The organism is Archangium violaceum Cb vi76 (assembly GCF_000733295.1).
In the GTDB taxonomy this organism is placed as follows: Bacteria; Myxococcota; Myxococcia; order Myxococcales; family Myxococcaceae; genus Archangium; species Archangium violaceum.
In genome coordinates this window covers 83,642-109,314 of the sequence record NZ_JPMI01000017.1, presented here as the reverse complement: position 1 = coordinate 109,314, position 25,673 = coordinate 83,642, and the positions used below count along the sequence as shown (strand labels likewise).

General features: G+C 71.4%; 1 protein-coding gene. It reads left to right on the top strand.

The features are described 5' to 3' along the window. Positions 1-25,554, top strand: a complete 25,554-nt coding sequence (locus Q664_RS03470) for a hybrid non-ribosomal peptide synthetase/type I polyketide synthase (RefSeq protein ID WP_043389808.1) — start codon at positions 1-3, stop codon at positions 25,552-25,554. The last annotated feature ends 119 nt before the right edge of the window (positions 25,555-25,673 follow it).

Below are 25,673 nucleotides of genomic sequence, written 5' to 3'. Positions count from 1 at the left end.
ATGCCCCAGCCACGTTCCCTCATCGACCTCCTCGAAGAGCGAAGTGCCACCCGTTCGGAGCAGCGCCTCTACACCTTCCTCGAAGAAGGGGACGCGGAAGGGGTTCCGCTGACGCGAGGGGAGCTGTACACGCGCGCTCGGCGGATTGGCGCCGTCCTCCAGGAGCTGGCCCCCGCGGGCGAGCGCGCCGTGCTCCTCTATCCCCCGGGAGCCGAGTACCTCACCGGCTTCTTTGGGTGTCTCTTCTCCGGCCTGGTGGCGGTCCCGGCCTACCCGCCGGATCCCTCTCGACTGGAGCGCACGCTGCCCCGGCTGAGGGCCATCATCCAGGACTCGAGCGCCACGGTGGTGCTCACCACCTCCTTCGTCCTCTCCATGGCGGAGCTCATCTTCGAGGCCGCCCCGGACCTGAAGGCCCTGCGCTGGGTGGCCACCGATGAGCTCGCTCCGGGTGCGGAGACGGGCTGGAAGCGGCCGGACGTGACGAGCGACTCGCTGGCCTTCCTCCAGTACACCTCCGGCTCCACCGGCACCCCCAAGGGCGTGATGCTCAGTCACGCCAACCTGCTGCACAACCTGGAGCTGATCCGCGGCGCCTTCCAGACGCGCGAGGACAGTGCCGGCGTCATCTGGCTGCCGCCCTACCACGACATGGGGCTCATCGGCGGCATCCTCGTGCCGCTGTACCAGGGCTTCCACACCGCGTTGATGTCGCCGCTGTCCTTCCTCAAGCGCCCGCGCTCCTGGCTGGAGGCCCTCACCCGCTTCGGAGGCACCATCAGCGGCGGGCCCAACTTCGCCTTCGAGCTGTGCGTCCGCCGCATCGCTCCCGAGGAGCGCGAGGGGCTCGACCTGAGCCGCTGGGAGGTGGCGTTCTGCGGCGCCGAGCCCATCCGCGCCGGCATGATGGAGCGGTTCACCCAGGCCTTCGCCCCCCACGGGTTCCGCCGCGAGGCGTTCTATCCCTGCTACGGACTGGCCGAGGCCACCCTCATCGTCTCGGGCGGCGCGAAGTCCGAGCCGCCCCTCCTGCGCGAGGTGGAGACCGTCGCGCTCGAGCGGGGTCATGCGGTGGCGCCCCGTCCGGGGAGCGAGGCCAGCACGCTGGTGAGCTGTGGCGGAACATTGGGGGAGCAACGTGTCGCCGTGGTGGATCCCGAGTCCCTCCGGCAGCTCCCTCCCGGCGAGGTCGGTGAGATCTGGGTGAGCGGCCCCAGTGTGGCTCACGGCTACTGGCAGCAGCCGGAGGAGTCCGCGGCCACCTTCCACGCGCGCACCGCCAGCGGAGAGGGACCGTTCCTCCGCACCGGGGACCTGGGGTTCCTCGACGGGGGCGAGCTGTACGTGACCGGGCGGCGCAAGGACCTCATCATCCTGCGCGGCCGCAACCTCTACCCCCAGGACCTGGAGCTCACGGTGGAGCAGAGCCACCCGGCGCTGCGGCCCGGGTGTGGTGCCGCCTTCGGCGTCGAGGTCGACGGCGAGGAGCGGCTCGTGGTGGTGCAGGAAGTGGATCCGCGCAAGCTGGACGGCACCACGGAGTACCTCGTGGGCGCCATCCGGCAGCGGCTCGCGGAGGGGCACGAGGTGCGGCCCCACGCGCTGGTGCTCATCGAGCCGGGCAGCCTGCCAAAAACATCCAGCGGCAAGGTGCAACGCCGGGCCTGCCGGAGTGCGTTCCTCGCGGGCGAGCTCCGCGCCATCCATGACTGGCGCGCCACGGAGGAGTCCACCCCTCGGGCTCCGTCCGCGCCCTCCCCTGCTCCTCGCGCCGCCTCCAGTGAGATGGAAGCCCTGGTGCTGGCGCGGATCGCCGCTCGGCTGGGAGTTCCCTCGGAGTCGTTGGATCCGGACATGCCGCTCACCCGCCTCGGCCTGGACTCGCTCGCCGCGGTGGAGCTGGCGCACGGGTTGGAGAAGGCCCTGGGCGTGACGCTCCCCATGGAGACGCTGTTGAGCGGAGTGAGCGCCTCGGAGCTGGCCCGCGAGCTCTCCGCTCGAAAGGCGGCGGCCGGTGCGCGCCCGGCGATTCCACGCACGCCTCGCACCGCGTTCCCCCCACTCTCCTTCGCGCAGCAGCGGCTGTGGTTCCTCGACCGGCTGGAGCCGGGCAGTGCCTTCTACAACCTGCCCGTGGTCTCCCGGTTGACCGGGGCCCTGGATGTGCCAGCGCTGGAGCGGAGCCTCCAGGCCCTGCTCCAGCGGCACGAATCCCTCCGCACGGTGTTCCTCGAGAAGGACGGCGAGCCGTACCAGCACATCCTGGACGAGCTGTCCCTGCCGCTCGCATTCGTGGACCTGAGCGGGCTGCCGGAGGATACGCGCGAACAGGAGGCACAGCGGCTCTCGCGAGAGGAGGCCCAGCGCCCCTTCGAGCTGTCCCGGGGACCCCTGCTCCGGGCCACCTTGCTGCGCCTCGGTGCCGAGCGGCACCTGCTGCTGCTCACGCCGCACCACATCACCGCGGATGGTTGGTCCATGCGCGTCCTGGTGCGCGAGCTGGAGGAGCTCCACCGGGCCTTCTCCGCCGGGCACACGCCCGCGCTCGATGCGCTCCCCATCCAGTTCGCGGATTACGCGGTCTGGCAGCGTGAGTGGCTGCGGGGCGAACGGCTCGAGGACCTCGTCGGCTGGTGGAAGACGCACCTCGCCGGGGCTCCTTCCGTCCTGGAGCTGCCAGGTGACCGTCCCCGGCCCCGGGCCCAGTCCTACCGAGGCGCGCAGGTGGTCCGGCGGCTCGAACCGGCGGCCTGGGAGCGCGTGAAGGCGCTCGCCCGCCGCGAGGGCACCACCCCCTTCGTCACCCTGCTGGCCGGCTTCCAACTGCTGCTGCACCGCTATACCGGCCAGGAGGACCTCGTCGTGGGCGTGGACACCGCCCACCGCGCCCGCCCCGAGACGGCTGGGCTCATCGGCCTGTTCGTCAACCAGCTCCCCGTGCGCGGCAACCTCTCCGGCGCCCCCACCTTCCGCGAGCTGCTCGCTCGGCTCCACCAGGAGACCCTGGACGTCTGGGCCCACCAGGACCTGCCCTTCGACGAGCTGGTACGTGGCCTCAACCCGGAGCGCAGCCTCGCGCATGCGCCCGTCTTCCAGGTGAAGCTGGTGCTCCAGGATGCCGCGCCCGCGTCCCTGGGACGCTCGGGCCTGTCCCTGGAGAGCACCCTGGGTGACACCGGCGCCACCAAGCTCGACCTCACCCTCTCCGTCACCGATACCGCCCACGGGCTCGAGCTGCTCTGCGAGTACGCCACCGACCTCTTCGACGCGAGCACCGTCTCCCGCATGCTGGGACACCTGTGTCTCCTGCTCGAGGGCGCCGCCGCCGCACCCGGACGCCGGATCTCCGAGCTGCCCCTGCTCTCCCAGAAGGAGCGGCACCTCGCGCTGGTGGAGTGGAGCCGCACCACGCCCGCGGCCCCCGAGGATTGTGCACACCGCCTCTTCGAGGAGCAGGCGCGGCTCACCCCCGAGGCCACCGCCGTCTCCCTGGGAGAATCCGCCCTCACCTACCGGGAGCTGGACGCACGCGCCAACCAGCTCGCCTGGCACCTGCGATCCCTCGGCGTCGGACCCGATGTGCTCGTGGGCATCCACCTGGAGCGCACACCGGAGCTCGTGGTGGCGATGCTCGGCGTGCTCAAGGCCGGTGGTGCCTTCCTGCCGCTCGATACCAGCTACCCGTCCGCACGCCTGGAGCTGATGCTCCGCGAGGCCCGCGTGCCCGTGCTCATCAGCCGCGAGGCGCTCGCGGATTCCCTCGGCTCCCAGGGCGAGCTGCTGGTGCTCCTGGACACGGAACGCTCCACGCTGGCGAGCCAGCCGGAGACAGCGCTCTCGCCTGCTCCGGACGTCACGCCCTCGAACCTCGCCTACGTCATCTTCACCTCCGGCTCCACCGGCACGCCCAAGGGCACCCTGCTGGTGCACCGCGGCCTGTGCAACACCGCCCGCGCCACCCACGAGGCCCTCGGCCTGCATCCTGGCGGCCGCTTCCTGCAACTGGCGGCCATCGGCTTCGATGCCTCCGTCAGTGAGATCTTCTCCACGCTGCTCTGCGGCGCGGAGCTGGTGCTCGCCCCGCCCGAGTCGCTGCTGCCCGGCCCCCCGTTGCAGCAGGTGCTCGCGGAGAAGGCCATCACCACCATCACCGCCACCCCCACCTCGCTCGCTCCGCTGGAGCCGGAGGCCCTGCCCGCCCTGGCCGTGGTGGCCTCCGTCGGCGAGGCGTGCACGCCGGAGCTGGCCAGGCGGTGGAAGAACGGCCGCCGCTTCCTCAACTTCTACGGCCCCACCGAAGCGACCGTCTGCGCGACCATGGAGCGGGACGTGGATCCGCGTCAGCCGTCCATCGGCCGCGCCATCCCGGGCGCCCAGACGTACGTGCTGGATGCGCGCATGGAGCCCGTCCCCGTGGGCATCCCCGGCGAGCTGTACGTGGGCGGCACGGGCGTGGCCCGCGGCTACCTGAACCGCCCCGCGCTCACCGCCGAGCGCTTCGTGCCCAACCCCTTCTCCGCTTCTCCGGGAGAGCGGCTGTACCGCACCGGGGACCTGGTGCGCCTGTTGCCGGATGGGAGCCTGGAGTTCCTCGGGCGGCGCGATGCGCAGGTGAAGGTGCGTGGCGTGCGGGTGGAGCTCGGCGAGGTGGAAGCGGCGCTGGGCCTGTACCCCGGCGTGCGCCAGGTAGTCGTCGTCCCGCGCGAGAGCGCTGGTGAGTCGAGGCTGGTGGCGTACGTCGTGGCCAGTGAGGAGGCCGAGCCGGCGGCCCTGCGGCGCTTCCTCAAGGAGCGGCTCCCGGATGTGATGGTGCCCTCCTCCTTCGTGCGGCTGGACGCGCTCCCCATCACCCCGGGCGGCAAGGTGGATCGCCAGGCACTGCCCTCGCCCGAGCCGGTGGGCCCCGCACCGGATGCCCCCTTCGCCGAGCCTCGCTCCGAGCTGGAGCGGCGCATCGCCACCATCTGGGCCCGCGTGCTCGAGGTGCCTCGTGTGGGGCTGCACGACCACTTCTTCGAGGACCTGGGCGGCAGCTCGCTGCTGGTGGTGAAGGCGAGCACACAGCTGCGCGACGAGCTGGGCCAGACCGTCCCGGTCACCCACCTCTTCGAGCACCCCACCGTGAGCAAGCTGGCCGCGCGCCTGGAGCGGGAACTGCCGGCCCGCGCCCCCGAGCCCACGCCTCGCCCCGCTCCCTCCGGGGATGAAGGCTCCCACGACATCGCCCTCATCGGCATGGCCGGACGCTTCCCTGGTGCCAACGATGTCCACGCCTTCTGGGAGAACCTGCGCCAGGGCGTGGAGTCCATTTCGCGCTTCGCTCCGGAGGAGCTGGAACCCTCGCCGCTGTTCCCCGACTCGCTGCGCGACCATCCGGACTTCGTCCCCGCGGGCGGAGTCCTCGAGGGCGCGGACGGGTTCGATGCCCGCTTCTTCGAGCTGTCGCCGCGCGAGGCGCAGTGGATGGATCCGCAACAGCGGCTCTTCCTCCAGTGCGCGTGGCATGCGCTGGAAGACGCTGGCTACGACCCGGAGCGCGTCCAGGGGCCCATCTCGCTCCACGCCGGAGCGGGGACGTCGAGCGTGCACCTGCTCTCGCTGCTCGGCCAGACGAAGAAGGACCCGGCCTCGCTGTTCGAGGCACTCGGGACCACCAGTGGCGAGAACGTGGCCACCAAGACGGCCTACAAGCTCGGGCTCTCGGGTGAGTGCCTCAACGTCTATACCGCCTGCTCCACCGGCCTGGTCGCCGTCCACCTGGCCTGCCAGAGCCTGCGCACCCGCCAGTCGGACCTGGCGCTCGCGGGCGCGGTGAAGGTCTCCCTGCCGCAGCGCACCGGCTACCTCTTCCAGGAGGGGATGATCCTCTCTCCCGACGGGCACTGCCGCGCATTCGACGCGAGCGCCCGCGGCACCGTGCTCGGCAACGGCCTGGGTGTGGTGGTGCTCAAGCGGCTCTCGGACGCCCTGCGTGATGGGGACAACGTCTACGCCGTCATCAAGGGCTCGGCCCTCAACAACGACGCGTCCGCCAAGGTCAGCTACACCGCGCCCAGCGTCCAGGGACAGAGCGAGGTCATCGCCCGCGCCCTGGCCTCGGCGGGCGTGGACGCCTCCAGCATCGGCTACCTGGAAGCCCACGGCACCGGTACCTCGCTGGGTGACCCGATCGAAATCGCCGCGCTCACCCGCGCCTTCCGCGCCCAGACGGACCGCACCGGCTACTGCGCCATCGGCTCGGTGAAGACCAACATCGGGCACCTGGACACCGCCGCCGGTATCGCCGGCCTCATCAAGGCAGCCCTCGCGCTGCACCATGGCGAGCTGCCCCCGAGCCTCCACTTCGAGCGGCCCAACCCGGAGATCGACTTCGAGCACAGCCCCTTCTTCGTGAACACCACCTCGCGCGCCTGGGAGCGTGGAGAGAGCCCGAGGAGGGCCGGTGTCAGCTCGTTCGGCATCGGCGGCACCAACGCCCACGTGGTGCTGGAGGAGGCCCCCCGCCAGGGCGGCGGTCAGGGCAGCCACCGCACCCGGCAGCTCATCACGCTGTCGGCCCGGAGTGCCTCCTCGCTGGAGGCGATGACGCACTCGCTGGCCGGCTTCGTCGCGACCCACCCGGAGGTGGACCTGGCGGACCTGGCCTTCACGCGCAACGTGGGGCGCAAGTCCTTCGAGTACCGCCGTGCGCTGGTCGCGGAGGATGCCGCGGGCCTGCTGCGTGCACTGCGCCACCCGGGCACTCCGTCCGAGGTACGTGACCTGGAAGCCGCCCGCTCGCGCCGGGTGGCCTTCCTGTTCCCCGGCCAGGGTGCCCAGTCCGTCCGGATGGCCCAGGAGCTCCACGCGACCGAGCCGCTCTTCCGGCGTGAGCTGGACGCGTGCCTGGCGCTGCTGCCCAAGGCGGGCCTGTCCGAGGACCTGCGCCCGGTGCTCTTCCCCGAGCCGGGCGCCGAGGCCCAAGCGGAGGCACGTCTCGCCGAGCCCCGCTTCGCGCTGCCCGCGCTCCTGGCGGTGGAGTACGCGCTCGCACGGCTGTGGATGGGCTTCGGCTTCGAGCCTTCCGCGCTGCTCGGCCACAGCTTCGGCGAGTACACGGCGGCGTGCCTGTCCGGGGTGCTCTCCCTGGAGGACGCGCTCCGGCTGGCCGTCGTGCGTGGCGAGCTCATGTCCCGGCTCCCGCCCGGCGGCATGCTCGGGGTAGGGCTCTCCGCCTCGGAGGTGGCACCGCTGCTCTCCGGTGAGCTGGAGATCGCCGCCCTCAACGGCCCGGATCGCTGCACCGTGTCCGGCCCCGTCGAGGCGCTGGAGTCCCTGGAGCGCCAGCTGTCCGCGCGCCGCGTGGGCGTGGTGCGGCTCGCCGCGGCGCACGCGTTCCACTCGCGCGCGGTGGAGCCCGTCATGGCCGAGCTGGAGCGGGCCGTGGCCAGGCTCACGTTGAACGCGCCCACTATTCCCTTCGTGTCCAGCCTCACCGGCACGTGGATCCGCCCCGAGGAGGCCACCTCCCCGCGTTACTGGGCCCGGCAGATGCGCGAGCCCGTGCGCTTCGCCTCCGGACTGGACGCGCTGGTGGACGCCGGCTGCGGCTGGTTCATCGAGGCCGGCCCGGATCAGGCGCTCACCGCGCTCGCCAAACCGCGCCTGCGGACCGCACGTGAAGCACTGGTGGTGCCCTCGCTCCGCCGGAGCGGCACCTCCACATCCGACGCCCAGACCCTGCTGGAGTCCCTCGGCGCGCTCTGGCGCGCGGGCGCCGCCGTGGACTGGAAGGGCTTCCACGCCCACGAGCACCGCCGCCGCATCCCGCTGCCGGGCTACCCCTTCGAAGAGAAGCGGATCACCCTCGAGGAGCGTCCCCCCCTCCCCCTGCCGCTCCCGGCCGCGGCGCCCATTTCCGCGCCCACCGCGGTGGCCACCGTGCCGCCCGCGGCGCCCGTGACTCCCGAGGCGCGTGCGCCCCAGGGTGACATCCAGCAACGCCTGACGGAGCTGTGGCGCGAGCGGCTGGGCGTGGAGGACATCGGTCCGGACGACAGCTTCCTCGACCTCGGCGGCAACTCGCTGATGGCGGCGCAGCTCCTCACCCGGCTGCGCGAGACGTTCCGGGTGCAGATTCCCCTCAGCGATCTCTTCGAGGCGCCCACCATCGCGGGACTGGCCGCGCGCATCGAGGCCCGGCTCCAGGTGGAGCTACCGGCCGGCGAGACCGCGGCGGCGGCGATGCTCCCCGTGCCCCGTACCGGGGAGATCCCCCTGTCCTACGTGCAGGAGCGCGTCTGGGAGATGGAGCTGCGCGAGCCGGGAAGCTCCATCTTCAACGAGCCGCTCGCGATCCGGATCTCCGGCGCGCTGCAGCCCGCCCTGTTGGAGCGCGGTCTCAACGAGGTCATCCGCCGGCACGAGTCGCTGCGCACCGTCTTCACCCAGGTGGACGACAGGGCCGTGCCTCGCATCCTCTCCGAGGTGCGCATCTCCCTCCCCGTGGTGGATCTGCGCGGCTTCACCGGGGACCGCGAGGCCGAGGCCATGCGGCTGGCCCGTCTCGCGCCCGCCGAGCCGTTCCCGCTCGATCGGGGTCCCCTGGTCCGCGTGCAGCTGCTCCAGATGGCCGAGGCCGAGTACATCCTGCTCGTCACCATCCACCACATCGTGGCGGACACGCTGTCCCTGGTGAACTTCATCCGGGAAGCGGTGGCCTTCTACACCGGCTTCGTCCACGGGCGGCCCGTGCCCCTGCCGGAGCTGCCCATCCAGTACATCGACTTCACCGTCTGGCAGCGCCGCGCCCTCTCCGATGGCACGCTCACGGCGCAACAGGCGTACTGGCGCAAGCAGCTCGCGCGGCGGCCAGGTCCCCTGCCCCTCCCGCTGGATCGTCCCCGCGCCGAAGGTGCGCGCCGCCATGGTGCGCGGCACTCGTTCGCCTTCCCCAAGGCGCTCGGCACCGCCCTCCAGGCCTTCAGCCAGCGCGAGGGCCTCACGCCGTACATGACGCTGCTCGCCGGCTTCAAGGCGCTCCTGGCCCGCTGCTCGGGTCAGGAGGACATCCTCGTGGGCACCTCCATCGGCAACCGGACGCGTCCCGAGCTGGAGCCGCAGATCGGCTACGTGGCACACGCCCTGGCACTGCGCACCTCCATGGAGGGGGACCCGAGCTTCCGCGCGCTGGCGCTCCGCGTCCGAGACACCACGCTCACCGCCTTCGCCCACCCGGACGTGCCCTACGAGCAGCTCCTCGGAGAGCTCGAGCCCGGTGAAGAGGCCCGGCTGTCGCGCCTGTTCGACGCCATCTTCCTGCTGCACACGCAGGACGTGTCCGCGCCCATCCTGGAGTTCCCCGGCCTGCGGTTGAGCTACTTCGACGTCACCGGACTGCCCGCGCAGTACGGCACGTCGCTCGCGGACCTCACGCTGCTGATGCGCGAGGACGCACAGGGCTTCTCCGGCACGCTGGAGTACGCCGTCGACCTGTTCGACGCCGCCACCATCGTCCGGCTGCTCTCGCAGTTGGAGGCGTTGCTCACCGATGCGGTGGCCTCGCCGGACAAACCCCTGTCCCAGTTGTCCCTGGAGGCTGCCCCGGAGCGGACGGGAAGCCCGGTGGCCGGAGTCTCCGAGACCACGTCCCTCGTGGCCCTGCTGTCCGCCCAGGCCGAGCGCACGCCGGATGCGGTGGCGCTCCGTCGCGGAGACCAGCACCTGACGTGGCGGGCCCTGCGTGCCCATGCGCTCGCGCTCGCGTCCGGACTGCGCGCCCGCGGTGTGGGCCCTGGCATCCCCGTGGCCGTGAGCCTGGAGCCCTCTCCCGAGCGCGCGGTGGCCCTGTGGGGCGTATTGGCCTCCGGCGGCGCCTATGCGCTCGTCTCACGGGAGCAGTCCGAGGAGGTGTCCAGGCTCGGGCTGGACGGGTTCCCGCCCCTGCTCATCACCACCGCTTCTCTGCCACTGCCTCCGGGCGTGGACGAGAGCCGGGTCATCCGCCTCGCGCTCTCCGGTGAGCCGTCCGCCGTCGCCTTCACTCCATCCGTGGACGCGAGCAGCCTGGCCTGCCTGGTGCGCGAGACGGACGACGGCGGGCGCCCGCGCCTGATGTGGAGCCACCGCAACCTGCTCCACCGCTTCGCCGAGCTGGATGCACGCGTGGAGACCCGCCCGGGCGAGACGTGGCTGAGCGCCTCGAACGCCTCCGCGGATCCGGCGGGCGTGGAGCTGCTCTGGGCGCTCGCACGCGGGCTCCAGGTGGTGTTCCCGGCCCAGCCCACGGCGCGGCTCGTGGCGCTCCGCCCGGAGCGGACCACGGCCCGGCCACTGGACTTCAGCCTCTTCTACTTCGCCAACGACGCGGAGGCCTCGGGCCGGAAGAAGTACCAGCTCCTCATCGACGGAGCGAAGTTCGCAGACACGCACGGCTTCAGCGCGGTGTGGACGCCCGAGCGGCACTTCCATTCCTTCGGAGGCCCCTACCCCAGCCCCACCGCCACCAGCGCGGCGCTGGCCATGGTCACGGAGCGCGTCTCCCTGCGCGCCGGCAGCGTGGTGCTCCCGCTGCACGACCCCATCCGCGTGGCCGAGGAGTGGTCCGTCATTGACAACCTCTCGGATGGCCGCGCGGGCGTCTCCTTCGCCACGGGCTGGAACGCCAACGACTTCGTCTTCGCGCCCCAGAACTTCCACCAGCGCCCCGAGGCCATCCGGCGCGGAGTCGAGGAAGTCCGCACCCTGTGGCGCGGCGGCTCCGTGCGCCGCACCAACGGCACGGGGACCGAGGTGGAGATCTCCATCCGTCCGCGACCGGTGCAGGAGGAGCTGCCCATCTGGATCACCGCCGCCTTCAATCCGGAGACCTTCCGGCTGGCGGGCGAGCTGGGCACGGGCCTGCTCACCAACGTGCTGGGGCTGGGACAGGACTTCGAGGAGCTGACGAAGAAGATCGCCCTCTACCGCGAGGCGCGGCGCAAGGCGGGGCACGGCCGGGGCCACGTGGTGCTGATGCTCCACACCTTCGTGGCGGCGAGCCAGGAGGACGTGAAGCGCCAGGCGCGCGAGCCGCTCACCCGCTACTTCCGCAGCTCGGTGGAGCTGTTCAACGGGCTGGTGGCGAACCAGGGCCTGGGCTTCGACGTGCGCGACCTCACGCCCCAGGACATGGAGGTGCTGCTGCAGCAGGGCGTCTCCCGGTACCTGGAGGCGGGCGGCATGTTCGGAACGCCCGAGACGCTCGCGGCCCGAGTGGAGCAACTGCGCCGGGCGGATGTCGACGAGGTGGCCTGCCTCATCGACTTCGGCCTGGGGCATGAAGCCGCCATGGAGGGCCTGCGGCACCTGGACGTGCTGCGCCGCCGGAGCCAGGAAGGGCAGGCCGCCGAGCCCTCTGCCCCGGTGCTCGTGGAGGCGGATGGGCTCAGCGCGCTGGCGGAGTCGCTGCGCACCAGTCCTCCGGCACACCTGCGCTGCACCGCCGCGCTCGCGCAATCGCTCGCGAGGATGCCGGATGCGGCCCAGGTCCTCGGCCCGGTGCGCACGCTGGTGCTCGATGAAGCAGACGGGCTCCCGGCGAACGTGGCCGAGACGCTGAAGCGGGTGGCCTCCGCGCGCGTGGTGGCCCCCGTGTCTCCGCTGCCCGATACGAAGGACGCGGCTCCCCGGACCTCGCGGTTCGTGCTGGACGCCGCGGGCCGCCGCGCCCCGGTGGGCGTGGTGGGCGAGCTGTTCCTCGGTGGTGACGCGGCGCCCCTGGGCTTCTGGAAGGCGCCCGAGCTGACGCGGACCCGGCTCCGTGCCTCGCCCGATGGTACGGAGGCCCGCCTGTATGGCACCGGCACTCCCGCCCGCCACCGCGCGGACGGCGAGGTGGAGGTCCTCACGCCCACGGCCCGGCGCCGTCAGGCCCCGGTAGAGCCCACCCCGAGCGCCTCCGTCCCGGTCCGCCCCGAGGCTCCCGTGGTCCGGGAAGGAGTCATCCCCCGCGCGCCCCGGACCGGCCTGTTGCCGCTCTCGTACGCACAGCAGCGGCTGTGGTTCCTGGACCAGTACCAGCCGGGAAGCGCGCTCTACAACATGCCGGCCGCGATGCGGCTGAAGGGCACGCTCGACGTGGCGGCCCTGGGGCGGGCCTTCGCCGATGTGATGAGCCGCCATGAAGCCCTTCACACGGCCTTCCAGGCCCACGAGGGCGAGCCGGTCCAGATCATCTCGCCCGACATGCCCTGGACACTGGAAGTGGAGGATCTGGGGCATCTGCCGGAGCTGGAGCGGGAAGCGGAGGGGATGCGCCTGGCGCGTGAGGAGGCCTCCCGGCCCTTCGATCTCTCCCGCGGCCCCCTGCTGCGCGCGAGGCTGCTGCGGCTGACGGCGGAGGAGCACCTGCTGCTGGTGACGATGCACCACATCGTCTCGGACTCCTGGTCCGTCGGCGTGCTGATTCGCGAGGTCGTCACGCTCTACGCGGCGTTCGTCGCGGGAAGGCCCTCGCCGCTGCCCGAGCTGCCCATCCAGTACGCGGACTACGCGGTGTGGCAGCGCGAGTGGATGCGGGGACAGGTCCTCACGCGGCAGTTGGAGTATTGGAGGAAGCAGCTCGAGGGAGTCCCTCCCGCGCTGGAGCTGTCCACGGACTGGCCGCGCACCGCGAACACGAGCAACCCCGGCGCCTCGCTGCGGGTGGAGCTGCCGCTGGAGCTGACGCAGGGCCTGAGGGCACTGTGCCGGCGTGAGAAGGGCACGCTGTTCATGGGCCTGCTGGCGGGCCTGCAGGTGCTGCTGGCGCGCTACACGGCGCAGGACGACATCTGCGTGGGCGCGCCCATCGCCGGGCGCAACCAGCCCCAGACCGAGGCGCTCATCGGCTTCTTCGTCAACACGCTGGTGCTGCGGGGCCAGCTGCACGGGGACCCGACCTTCCTCGAGCTGTTGAGGCAGGCGAGAGAGGTGACGCTCGGGGCGTACGCGAACCAGGACGTGCCCTTCGAGAAGCTCGTGGAGGTGTTGCAGCCCCCGCGGCTGCCGGAGCACACGCCCTTCTTCCAGGTGGCGCTGGTGCTGCTCAACACGCCCTCGTCGGAACTGAGGGGGCCCGGGCTCACCTTCCAGCCGGTGGAGGTGGACTCGGGCACCGCCAAGTTCGACTTCACGCTGGTCATCACCGAGACGCCGCGTGGCCTGAGCACCACGTTGGAGTACCGGAGCGATCTGTTCGAGGCCTCCACGGCCGCGCGGATGATGGATCACCTGCGCCAACTGCTGGAGGACGCGGTCGCCCATCCCGAGCGGCGCATCTCCCAGCTGTCGCTCATGTCCGAGGCGGAGCGGCGTCAGGTGCTGGTGGAGTGGAACACCACCACGCCGGAACCCGTCCGCCCCTTCTGCATGCACGCGCTGTTCGAGGCCCAGGTCCCGCGCACGCCGGACGCGGTGGCGGTGGTGTTCGAGGACAGCCAGCTCACCTACGCCCAGTTGGAGCACCGCGCCAACCAGCTCGCCCATGTCCTGCACGAGCGGGGCGTCCGCCCGGGTGTCTGGGTGGCCATCTGCCTGGAGCGCTCGCTCGAGATGATCGTGGCGGTGCTCGCCGTCCTCAAGGCCGGCGCCTCCTACGTGCCGCTGGATCCCGCCTACCCCGCGGAGCGGCTGTCCTTCATGCTCGAGGACACCGGCGCGACCGTGCTCCTCACCCAGGAGCACCTGCGCGCCACCCTGCCCCCCTTCTCGGGCCACGTGCTGGAGCTCGAGCCCTCCTGGCGGGCCTTCTCCCAGGTGTCTTCCGAGCCCCTGGCCTCCGGTGTCACCCCGGGGCACCCCGCGTACATCATCTACACCTCGGGGAGCACGGGCACACCCAAGGGCATCGTCATGCCCCACCGGGCGTTGAGCAACATGCTGGCGTGGCAGATACGCCAGTCCAACCTCCCGGGCGCCACCACCCTCCAGTTCTCCTCCCTCAGCTTCGACGTCTCCATCCAGGAGTTCTTCACCACCTGGGACACCGGCGGCACCCTCATCGTCCCCACCGCCGCCGTTCGCCAGGACATGCCCGCGCTGCTCGCGTTGCTGGTGCGCCATCGCGTGCAGCGGCTCTTCGTGCCCTTCGTCGTCCTGCAAGCCCTCGCCGATGCCGTGGCCCACGGAGGGCCCCTGCCCACCAGCCTGCGCGAGCTGGTGACCGCCGGTGAGCAACTCCAGGTAACGCCCGCCCTCGTCTCCCTGTTCGAGCGGCTGCCCGGGTGCGTGCTGGAGAACCAGTACGGCCCCTCGGAAGCCCACGTGGTGACGGCCCACCGGCTGCGCGGCCCTCCCGCCTCCTGGCCGCGTCTCCCTCCCGTCGGCTCGCCCCTGCCCAACACGCCGCTCTACGTGCTGGATGCGCAAGGCCAGCTCTGTCCCATCGGCGTGCGCGGGGACGTGTTCGTGGGCGGCCCGCAGCTGGCGCTCGGCTACCACGATCGCCCCCACCTCACCGCCGACAGGTTCGTCCCCAACCCCTTCTCCCGTGAGCCCGGAGCCCGCCTCTACCGCACCGGCGATCACGTCCGCTGGAGGACCGACGGCACCCTCGAGTACCTGGGTCGTCTGGACGGCCAGGTGAAGGTGCGTGGCTTCCGCATCGAGATGGGCGAGGTGGATGCCGCCCTGCGCGAAGCCCCGGGCGTCCGCGACGCCACGGCCCTGGTGCGCGAGGACTCGCCGGGTGACAAGCGGCTGGTGGGCTACGTGGTGCTCCACCCCGGCATGGACTGGGAGCCCGAGGCCCTGCGCCAGTCCCTGGCCAGCCGGCTGCCCGAGTACATGGTGCCCTCGGCCCTGGTGCGTCTGGACGCCCTGCCGCTCAACCCCAGTGGCAAACTGAACCGCGGCCAGTTGCCCGCTCCCGACGCGGACAGTCTGCGCGGTGCCGCTCCCTTCGTCGCGCCTCGCACTCCGGTGGAGCAGACGCTCGCGGACACCTTCTCCAGCGTCCTGGGCCTGCCGCGCCTGAGCGTCACCGACAACTTCTTCAGCATGGGTGGCCACTCGCTGCTGGCCACGCAGATCGTCTCCCGTCTGCGCTCCTCCCTGGGCGTGGACCTGCCCCTGCGCGCCCTCTTCGAGGCCCCCACCGTGGAGGCGCTCGCCCGTCGTATCGAGGCCCAGACACAGACCGGCGAGAACAAGGCTCGCACGGCGGTGGTCGTGCCACGCACGGGGCTGACCGAAGGAGAGCTGTCCTTCGCGCAGCAGCGGCTGTGGTTCCTGGACCAGTACCAGCCGGGCACCGCGCTCTACAACATGCCGGCCGGCCTGCGGCTGGAGGGGACGCTCGATGTGGGCGCCCTGGAGCGTGCCTTCACCGAGCTGGTCCACCGCCACGAAGTCCTCCGCACCACCTTCCAGGTTCGCGAGGGCAAGCCGGTCCAGGTCATCGCTCCCTCCTCGCACCGGACGCTGGACGTGACCGACCTGGGGCACCTGCCTCGGCCAGAGCGGGAAGCCGAGGCCATGCGCCTGGCGCAAGAGGAGGCGCGCCAGCCGTTCGACCTCGCCCGGGGTCCCCTGCTGCGCACGAGGCTGCTGCGCCTGGCGGAGCAGGATCACCTGTTGATCCTCGTCCTGCACCACACCGTCTCGGACGGCTGGTCCATCGCCGTGCTGATCCGCGACATGGTGGCGCTGTACGACGCTTGCGTCACCGGAAGGCCCTCGCCACTGCCCGAGCTGTCCATTCAGTACGTGGACTACTCCATGTGGCAGCGCGAGTGGCTCCAGGGTGAAGTGCTGGAGCAGCAGATCGGCTATTGGAGGAAGCAGCTCGAGGGGGCTCCGCCCTCGTTGGAGCTGCTCACCGACAGACCTCGCACCGCTGACGAGCGCAACCCTGGCGCCACGCTGAATGTGGAGCTGCCGCCGGAGCTGATCCAGAAGCTCGGCGCGCTGTGCCAGCACGAGGGAGCCACGCTGTTCATGGGCCTGCTCGCGGGTCTGCAGACGGTGCTCGCGCGCTACTCGGGACAGGACGACATCTGCGTGGGGGCGCCCATCGCCGGACGCACCCAGACCCAGACGGAGGAGCTCGTCGGCTTCTTCGTCAACACGCTGGTGATGCGCACCCGGATGGACGGCAACCCCACCTTCCGCGAGCTGCTCGGCCGGGTGAAGGACGTGACGCTCGGGGCGTACGCGAACCAGGACGTGCCCTTCGAGAAGCTCGTCGAGGTGTTGCAGCCTCCGCGGCTGCCGGAGCACACGCCCTTCTTCCAGGTGGCGCTGGTGCTGCTCAACACGCCCTCGGCGGAGCTGAGCGTGCCCGGGCTCGACCTCCGGCTGGTGGATCTGGACACGCGCACCGCCAAGTTCGACTTCACGCTGACGCTGCGCCAATCGGTCCAGGGGGTGGAGGGAGCACTGGAGTACCGGAGCGACCTGTTCGACGCCGCCACGGCCGCGCGGATGATGGAGCACCTGCGCCTGCTGCTGGAGGACGCGGTCGCCCATCCCGAGCGGCGGCTGTCCGAGCTGTCGCTCATGTCCGAGGCGGAGCAACACCGGGTACTGGTGGACTGGAACACCCCCACGGCGGCCCCCGCTCGCCCCGCCTGCGTGCACGAGCTGTTCGAGTCCCAGGCCGCGCGCACCCCGGACGCGGTGGCGGTCGTGTTCGAGGGCAGCCAGCTCACCTACGCGCAGTTGGAGCGCCGGGCCCATCAGCTCGCGCATGCCCTGCACGCGCGGGGCGTGCGCCCGGGTGACAGGGTGGCCCTGTGCCTGGAGCGCTCGCTGGAGATGGCCGTGGCCGTGCTGGCCGTCCTCGAGGCCGGCGCCGCCTATGTGCCGCTCGATCCCGCCTACCCCTCCGAGCGTCTGGCCTTCATGCTCGAGGACGCGGGTGTTTCCCTGGTGCTCACGCAGTCCTCCCTGACCTCCTCGCTCTCCACGGGCACGCGGGCCCGATGGATGTGCGTGGACACGGAAGCCGAGGCGCTCTCCCACCAACCGGCGCATGCTCCGGCCCACGCGTTGTCGCCCGAGTCCTCCTGCTACGTCATCTACACCTCGGGGAGCACGGGCAAGCCCAAGGGCGTGGCCCTGCCTCACCGCGCGTTGAGCAACCTGCTGGAGTGGCAGCTGCGCCAGTCCGTCAACCCGGCGGCCACCACCCTCCAGTTCGCCTCCCTCAGCTTCGACGTCTCCTTCCAGGAGCTCTTCTCCACCTGGTGCGCCGGCGGCACCCTCGTCATCCCCACCGCCCCGGTTCGCCAGGACATGCCCGCGCTGCTCGCGTTGCTGGTGCGCCATGGCGTGCAGCGGCTCTTCCTGCCCTTCGTCGCCCTGCAGGCCCTCGCCGACGCGGTGGCCCATGGGGCGCCTCTGCCCACCAGCCTGCATGAGGTGGTGACGGCCGGTGAGCAACTCCAGGTGACGCCCGCCCTCGTGGCCCTCTTCGAGCGGCTGCCCGGGTGCGTCCTGGAGAACCAGTACGGTCCCTCGGAAACCCACGTGGTGAGCGCCCACCGGCTGCAAGGGCCTCCCGCCTCGTGGCCTCGCCTGCCTCCCATCGGCTCGCCCCTGCCCCACACGCCGCTCTACGTGCTGGATGCGCGGGGCCAGCCCTGTCCCGTGGGCGTGCGCGGAGAGCTGTTCATCGGCGGCGTGCAACTGGCGCTCGGCTACCACGAGCGTGCCCAACTCACGGCCGACAAGTTCGTCCCCAACCCGTTCTCCCGTGAGCCCGGAGCCCGCCTCTACCGCACCGGCGACCATGCCCGCTGGAGGGCCGACGGCACCGTGGAATACCTGGGCCGCTCGGACGGCCAGGTGAAGGTGCGTGGCTTCCGCATCGAGCAGGGTGAGGTGGAAGCAGCCCTGCGCGAAGCCCCGGGCGTCCGTGACGCGGCGGCCCTGGTGCGCGAGGACTCGCCGGGTGACAAGCGGCTGGTGGGTTACGTGGTGCTCCACCCGGGCACGGCCTGGGAGCCCGAGGCGCTGCGTCAGTCCCTGGCCCGCCGGTTGCCCGAGTACATGGTGCCCTCGGCCCTGGTTCGCCTGGAGGCCCTGCCTCTCACGCCCAGCGGCAAGCTGGCCCGTCGCATTCTGCCCGCCCCCGACGCGGACAGCCTGCGGGGTACCGCGCCCTTCGTCGCGCCTCGCACCGCGGTGGAGCAGACGCTCGCGGACACCTTCTCCAGCGTCCTGGGCCTGCCTCGGCTGAGCGTCACCGACAACTTCTTCAGCCTGGGCGGCCACTCCCTGCTGGCCACGCAGATCATCTCCCGGCTGCGCTCCTCCCTGGGTGTGGACCTGCCCCTGCGAGCGCTCTTCGAGGCCCCCACCGTGGAGGCTCTCGCCCGTCGCGTCGAGGCCCAGGCACAGGCCAATACCCGCCGGGTGTCCGCCCCGATGATCGTCCCGCGCTCGGTCGAGGCGGAGCTGTCCTTCGCACAGCAGCGGCTGTGGTTCCTGGACCAGTACCAGCCGGGAAGCGCGGTCTACAACATGCCGGCCGCCCTGCGGCTGGAGGGCGCGCTCAACGCAGCCGCGCTGGAGCGTGCCTTCACCGAGCTGGTCCGCCGTCACCAGTCGCTCCGCACCACCTTCCGGGTCCGCGAGGACAGGGCTTTCCAGGTCATCGCGCCCGCCTCGCACTGGGCCCTGGAGGTGAAGGACCTGGGGCACCTGCCGCCCGCGGAGCGAGAGGCGGAGGCGCTGCGTCTGGCCCAGGAGGACGCGCGCCAGCCGTTCGACCTCGCCCGAGGGCCGCTGCTGCGCACGAAGCTGCTGCGGCTCACCGCTCGGGAGCACCTGCTGCTGGTGACGATGCACCACATCGTCTCGGACGGCTGGTCCCTCGCCGTGCTGATCCGCGAGGTCGTCACCCTCTACGCGGCGTTCTCCGCGGGAAGGCCCTCACCGCTGCCCGAGCTGCCCATCCAGTACATGGATTACGCGGCGTGGCAGCGCGACTGGCTCCAGGGTGAGGTGCTGGAGCAACAGCTCGGCTATTGGAAGCAGCAGCTCGAGGGGGCTCCGCCCACGCTGGAGCTGCCCACGGACAGGCCGCGCACCGCGGACGCGCGCAACCCGGGCGCCTCGCTGAAGGTGGAGCTGCCCCCGAGCTTGATGCACGGCCTGAAGGCGTTGTGCCAGCGCGAGGGAGCCACGCTGTTCATGGGCCTGCTGGCGGGCCTGCAGGTGGTGCTGGCGCGCTACTCGGGACAGGACGACATCTGCGTGGGGGCGCCCATCGCCGGACGCACCCAGGCCCAGACGGAGGAGCTCATCGGCTTCTTCGTCAACACGTTGGTGCTGCGTACCCGGCTGGAGGGGAACCCCACCTTCCGCGAGCTGCTCGGCCGGGTGAAGGACGTGACGCTCGGCGCCTACGCGCACCAGGACGTCCCCTTCGAGAAGCTCGTCGAGGTGTTGCAGCCTCCGCGGCAGCAGCTCGGACGCACGCCGTTCTTCCAGGTGGCACTGGGTCTGCTCAACACGCCCACGGCGGAGCTGAGCGTGCCCGGCATGCTCGTCCAGCCTCTGCCACTGGACAGCGGCACCGCCCGGTTCGAGCTCTCCCTTTCCTTCACCGAATCGCCCCAGGGGCTGAACGGCGAGCTCGAGTACCGGAGCGATCTGTTCGAGGCCTCCACGGCCGCGCGGATGATGGAGCACCTGCGCCTGTTGCTGGAGGACGCGGTCGCCCATCCCGAGCGGCGGCTGTCCGAGCTGTCGCTCATGTCCGAGGCGGAGCAACACCGGGTACTGGTGGACTGGAACGCCACCGCCGCGGACTTCCCACGTGAAGCCCGCGTGCACGAGCTGTTCGAGGCCCAGGCCGCGCGCACGCCGGACGCGGTGGCGGTGGTGTTCGAGGACCAGCGACTCACCTACGCGGAACTGGAGCGCCGGGCGCGCCAGCTCTCGCACCACCTGCGAGCCCTCGGCGTGAAGCCGGGAGACCGGGTGGCGGTGTGCATGGAGCGCTCGCTGGAGCTGATGGTGGGCCTGTTGGGCATCCTCGAAGCGGGAGCGGCCTACGTCCCGCTGGACCCCTCCGCGCCGCGCGAGCGCCTGGCCTTCATGTTGGAAGACACCGCCGCGCCCGTGCTCCTCACCCGGGAGCACCTGCGAGCCACGGTGCCGTCCTTCCCGGGCCACCTCGTGGCCGTCGATGCGGGCTGGGAGACCATCTCCCAGGCGCCTCCCCTGCCGCCCGTCGGCGTCAGCGCCGAGCACCCGGCCTACGTCCTCTACACCTCCGGAAGCACGGGCCAGCCCAAGGGAGCTCTCATCTCCCACGGGGCCCTGGCGAACCACATGGCGTGGCTGCTCTCCACGTTCGGCCTGGGCGCCGGGGAGCGGGTCCTCCAGAAGACGCCGTTGAGCTTCGACGCCTCCGTCTGGGAGTGCTGGGCGCCGCTGCTGGTGGGCGCTCCATTGGTGCTCGCCCCACCCGAGGCCCACCGCGACCCGGCGGCCCTGGTGGAGTGCGTGGTGCGCCAGCGCATCCACGTCCTCCAGGTGGTGCCCTCGCTGCTGCGCTTCATGCTGGACGAGCCAGCGCTGGCCCAGGCCACGGAGCTGCGCTGGCTCTTCTGCGGTGGTGAGGCGCTGCCCTCGGAGCTGGCCGTGCGCATGCGCGCGGTGCTGCCCGAGGTCCGTCTGGTCAACCTCTACGGTCCCACCGAGGCCACCATCGACGCCACGTGGGCGGCCATCTCGGGCCAGGAGCCTGGCGGCACGCTTCCCATCGGCAAGCCGGTGGCGAACACCCAGGTGTACGTGCTGGACGCCGCGCTGAGGCCGGTGCCCGTCGGCGTGCCTGGAGAGCTGTACATCGGTGGCGTGCAACTGGCGCTCGGCTATCTGGGACGGCCCGCGCTCACCGCCGAGCGCTTCGTGCCGAACCCCTTCGGCACCGAGCCGGGCGCGCGTCTGTACCGTACCGGAGACAAGGTCCGCTGGTCTCAGGACGGCCAGCTCCAGTTCCTCGGACGCATCGACTTCCAGGTGAAGGTGCGCGGCCTGCGCATCGAGCCCGGAGAGGTAGAGGGCGTGCTCGTCCGGCACCCGGCGGTGCGTGAGGCGGTGGTGGTGGCACGCGAGGACCTCGCGGGTGGCACGGGACTGGTGGCCTACGTCACCGCGCGCCCGGGCGAAACCGTGGAGACGACGGCCCTGCGCACCTTCCTCCGCGACAGCCTGCCCGAGTACATGGTGCCCGCGGCGTTCGTCGTGCTGGACGCCCTGCCCCTCACGCGCAACGGCAAGCTGGACCGCCGGGCACTGCCCGCCCCCGAGGCGCCTCGCGCGGACGAGTCCCCCATCGCCCCGCGCACGGAGACCGAGAGCAAGCTCGCGGGTCTCTGGCATGAGTTGCTCGGCCTGGAGCAGGTAGGCGTGCGGGACGACTTCTTCGCGCTGGGAGGCCACTCGCTGCTGGCCACGCGGCTGCTGTCCCGCATCCGTGGTGCCTTCCAGGTGGAGCTGCCCTTGCAGGCGCTCTTCGAGGCCCGGACGCTGGAGGACCAGGCCGGGCGCGTGGACGCGGCCATGGGTGTGGGCCAGAAACTCCAGGCCCCGGCCCTGCGCCCCGTGACACGCCGGGAGCACATGCCGCTGTCGTTCGCTCAGCAGCGGCTGTGGTTCCTGGAGCAGCTCGAGCCCGGGCTCGCCACCTTCAACATCCCCATCTTCCTGCGGTTCGAGGGCAACCTGGACATGCGGGCGATGGAGCATGCCTTCCAGGAGCTGGTGCGCCGGCACGAGTCGCTGCGGACCGTCATCGAGGAGGGGCCGGAGGGCGCCGCGCAGAGGGTCATTCCCTCGGTGGAGATGACCCTGGCCCGGGTGGACCTGCGGGAGTTGCCGCCCGGCACCCGCGAGCAGGAGACACGGCGGCTGAAGGAGGTGGAGGCACAGCGGCCCTTCGATCTGTCCAAGGGGCCCCTGATGCGCGCCACGCTGCTGTGGCTCGAGGACGAGGTGCACCTGCTGCTGCTGACGATGCACCACATCGTCTCGGATGGCTGGTCGCTGGGCGTGTTGGTGCGCGAGGTGGTGGAGCAGTACACGGCGCACCAGGAGAAGCGGCCCGCGCGGCTGCCTGCCCTGCCGGTGCAGTACGCGGACTACGCGGCGTGGCAGCGGCAGTGGCTCCAGGGCGAGGCGCTGGAGGCGCAGCTGAGCTACTGGAGGAAGCGGCTGGAGGGAGCGCCGGCGGTGCTGGAGCTCCCGTCGGACCGGCCGAGGCCCGCGGTGCGCACGTACCGGGGCGGCACGCTGCTGTCGACGCTGAGCGCGGAGCTGACCCGGAAGCTGGAGGCGCTGGCGCTGCGCGAGCGGTCCACGCTCTTCATGGTGTTGATGGCGGGGTTCCAGTCGCTGCTGCACCGCTACAGCGGGCAGACGGACGTGGTGGTGGGCACGGACGTGGCCAACCGCAACCACGTGGAGACGGAGCCGCTCATCGGCTTCTTCATCAACCAGCTGGTGCTGCGGCTGAGGATGGAGGGCAACCCCACGTTCCGCGAGCTGCTGGCGCAGGCCAGGCAGGTGTCGATGGAGGCGAACTCGCACCAGGACGTGCCCTTCGAGGAGGTGGTGCGCGCGCTCAATCCGGAGCGCAGCACGGCGCACGCGCCGCTCTTCCAGGTGAAGCTGGTGCTGCAGAACATGCCGCTGTCGGCCCCCGAGCTGCCGGGGCTGAAGCTGAGCCACGAGGATCAGGTGCCGGTCGCGTCCAAACTGGACATGACGGTGCTGGTGAATCCGACGGCGGAGGGGCTGGTGTGCTCGTGGATGTACAGCACGGACCTCTTCGAGGCCTCCACGGTGGAGCGCATGGCGAGGCACTTCCAGCGGCTGCTGGAAGGCGTGGTGGCGCAGGAAGGACAGCAGCGGTTGTCCGAGCTGCCGCTGCTGACGGAGGAGGAGCGGCGGAGGGTGCTGGTGGAGTGGAACGACACCGCGGCGCCGTACGAGCGGCGGTGCATCCACGAGCTCATCTCCGAGCAGGCGGCGAGGACGCCCGAAGCAGTGGCGGTGGTGGCCGCGGACGGGCGGCTCACCTACGCGGAGCTGGAGCGGCGGGCGAACCAGGTGGCGCACTGGCTGAAGGCGTTGGGAGTGGAGCCGGAGCGGCGGGTGGGCCTGTTCGTGGAGAGGAAGGCGCACGCGCTGGTGGGCCTGCTGGGCATCCTCAAGGCGGGCGGGGCGTACGTCCCGGTGGATCCGTCCACGGCGCGCTTCCCGGAGCGGGTGCTGCACGTGCTCAAGGACGCGAAGGTGCAGGTCATCGTCACCGAGGAGTCGCTGGCGGAGGAGTTGCCCTCGCAAGGTGGGTTCGTGGTGAGCCTGGACGCGGAGGACGGGCTGCTGGAGTCACAGCCGGAGGAGGCGCCGGAGAGCGAGGTATCGCCGGGCAACGCGGCGTACATCATCTACACGTCGGGGAGCACGGGGAGGCCGAAGGGTGTGTGCATCGAGCACGGGCAGCTGGCCTGCTACGTGGAGGGAGTCAGCCGGAGGCTGGAGCTGCCGCGAGGGATGAGCTTCGCGTCGGTGTCGACGCTGGCGGCGGACCTGGGGCACACGGCGCTCTTCCCCACGCTGTGCGCGGGAGGCACGGTGCACCTGGTGGAGAAGGAGACGGCCTCGGACGCGGGGCGGATGGCGGCCTACGGGCGCGAACACGGGGTGGAGGGACTGAAGGTGGTCCCGACGCACCTGGAGGCGCTGCTGGCGGCGGAGGACGCCCAGGCACTGCTGCCGCGCCGGAGACTGGTGCTGGGCGGTGACAAGTCGGAGTGGGCGCTGGTGGAGAAGGTGCACGCGCTCGCGCCGGAGTGCGAGGTGTACAACCACTATGGCCCGACGGAGACGACGGTGGGCGTGCTCGCGCAGAAGGTAGAGCGAGGGGTTCGGGTGCCTGGGGCGCAGTCGGTGCCACTGGGCCGGCCGCTGGGGAACGTGCGGGTGTACGTGCTGGACGGGTACGAGCAGCCGGTGGCACCAGGAGTCCCGGGCGAGCTGTACATCGGCGGAGAGAGCGTGGGCCGGGGCTACCTGGGCCGGCCGGAGCTGACGGCGGAGCGCTTCGTCCCGGACCGCTTCAGCGGGGTGCCCGGGGCGAGGCTGTACCGGACGGGAGACCGGGTGCGGTGGGTGGAAGGAGGCCGCATCGAGTTCCTGGGCCGGGTGGATCACCAGCTGAAGATCCGTGGCTACCGGGTGGAGCTGGGCGAAGTGGAAGCGGCGCTGGGGCAGCATCCCAGCGTGAGCGAGTGCGTGGTGGTGGCGCGCGAGGAGGCCGGGGGAAACAAGCACCTGGTGGGGTACGCGGTGGGCAGGCCGGGGACCACGCTGGAAGAGCGGGGGCTGCGCGCGTACCTGGAGGAGCGGCTGCCGGACTACATGGTGCCCGCGGCCTTCGTGGTGCTGGAGGCGCTGCCGCTGACGTCCAACGGGAAGGTGGACCGGAAGGCACTGCCGGCGCCGTCTCGGAGCAAGGCGCAGGAGAAGTACGTGGCGCCGCGCACCGGGACGGAGCAACGGCTGGCGGAGCTCTGGAAGGAGCTGCTCCGAGTGCCGCGCGTGGGCGTGCACGACGACTTCTTCGAGTTGGGTGGACACTCGCTGCTGGCGACGCAGGTGGTGGCGCGGGTGGGAACGCTGTTCGGAGCGCAGCTCGCGGTCATCGATCTGTTCGAGGCGCCGACGCTGGAGAAGCTGGCGGCGCGCATCGAGGCGGGGAGCACGTCGGACTCGCCGCTGGTGACGCTGAGGAAGGGCGGGAGTGGGAAGCCGTTCTTCTGCGTGCATCCGGTGGGAGGCAGCGTGCTGGGGTACCTGGAGCTGGCGAGGAGACTGGACGCGGAGCAGCCCTTCTACGGACTGCAGGTGCCGAGAAACGGGTCGGGAGAGACGGTGGAGGAGATGGCGGCGCGCTACCTGGAAGCGGTGCGCGAGGTGCAGCCCGAGGGCCCGTACGTGCTGGGAGGCTGGTCCATGGGCGGGCGAGTGGCGTACGAGATGGCGAGACAGTTGGAAGCACGGGGCGAGAAGGTGGCGCTGCTGGCCGTCATCGACGCGAGGGGCCGCGAGGAAGCGGCCGGGGCGGAACCAACCCCGGAGACGAAGGTGGAGCAGACGGTGTTCGAGTTCGCCGAGCACCTGTCGAGGCTGGCGGGGCTGCACCCGAGGGCGGCGGAAGTGCTCGAGCAGGTGGACGCGGTGGAGCTGAAGGGGGTGCTGGAGGGACGAGCCCATCCGCAGGTGGAGGAGGCAGCGGCCGAAGAGGTGCGGGCGTTGTGGAGGATGTACGCGCGCAACCGGACTGCCTCGCGCACGTACGAGCCGAAGCCATATGGGGGCTCACTGGTGTTGCTGAGGGCCGCCGAGGGGCCCGAGGGCCAGGAGGAGGATCTGGGCTGGGGTGTGCTGGCACGAGGAGGCGTGGAGGTGCACGAGGTACCTGGCGACCACTTCAGCCTCATCGCCATGCCGAACGTGGAGCACCTGGCCGCACGACTGCGGGAGTTGCTGAAGCGAGCCGGAACAGGGGCAGGTCTCCAGCAAGCGGGCTGATCCTCCAGAGGAAAACCCCCTTGAGGGAAGTGACCAGAAACTCCCTCTCCCCTCGGGAGAGGGTGGGGGTGAGGGTATCCGGGCCCGTTCTCCAACCCGTGTCCCACGATGTGGACAGG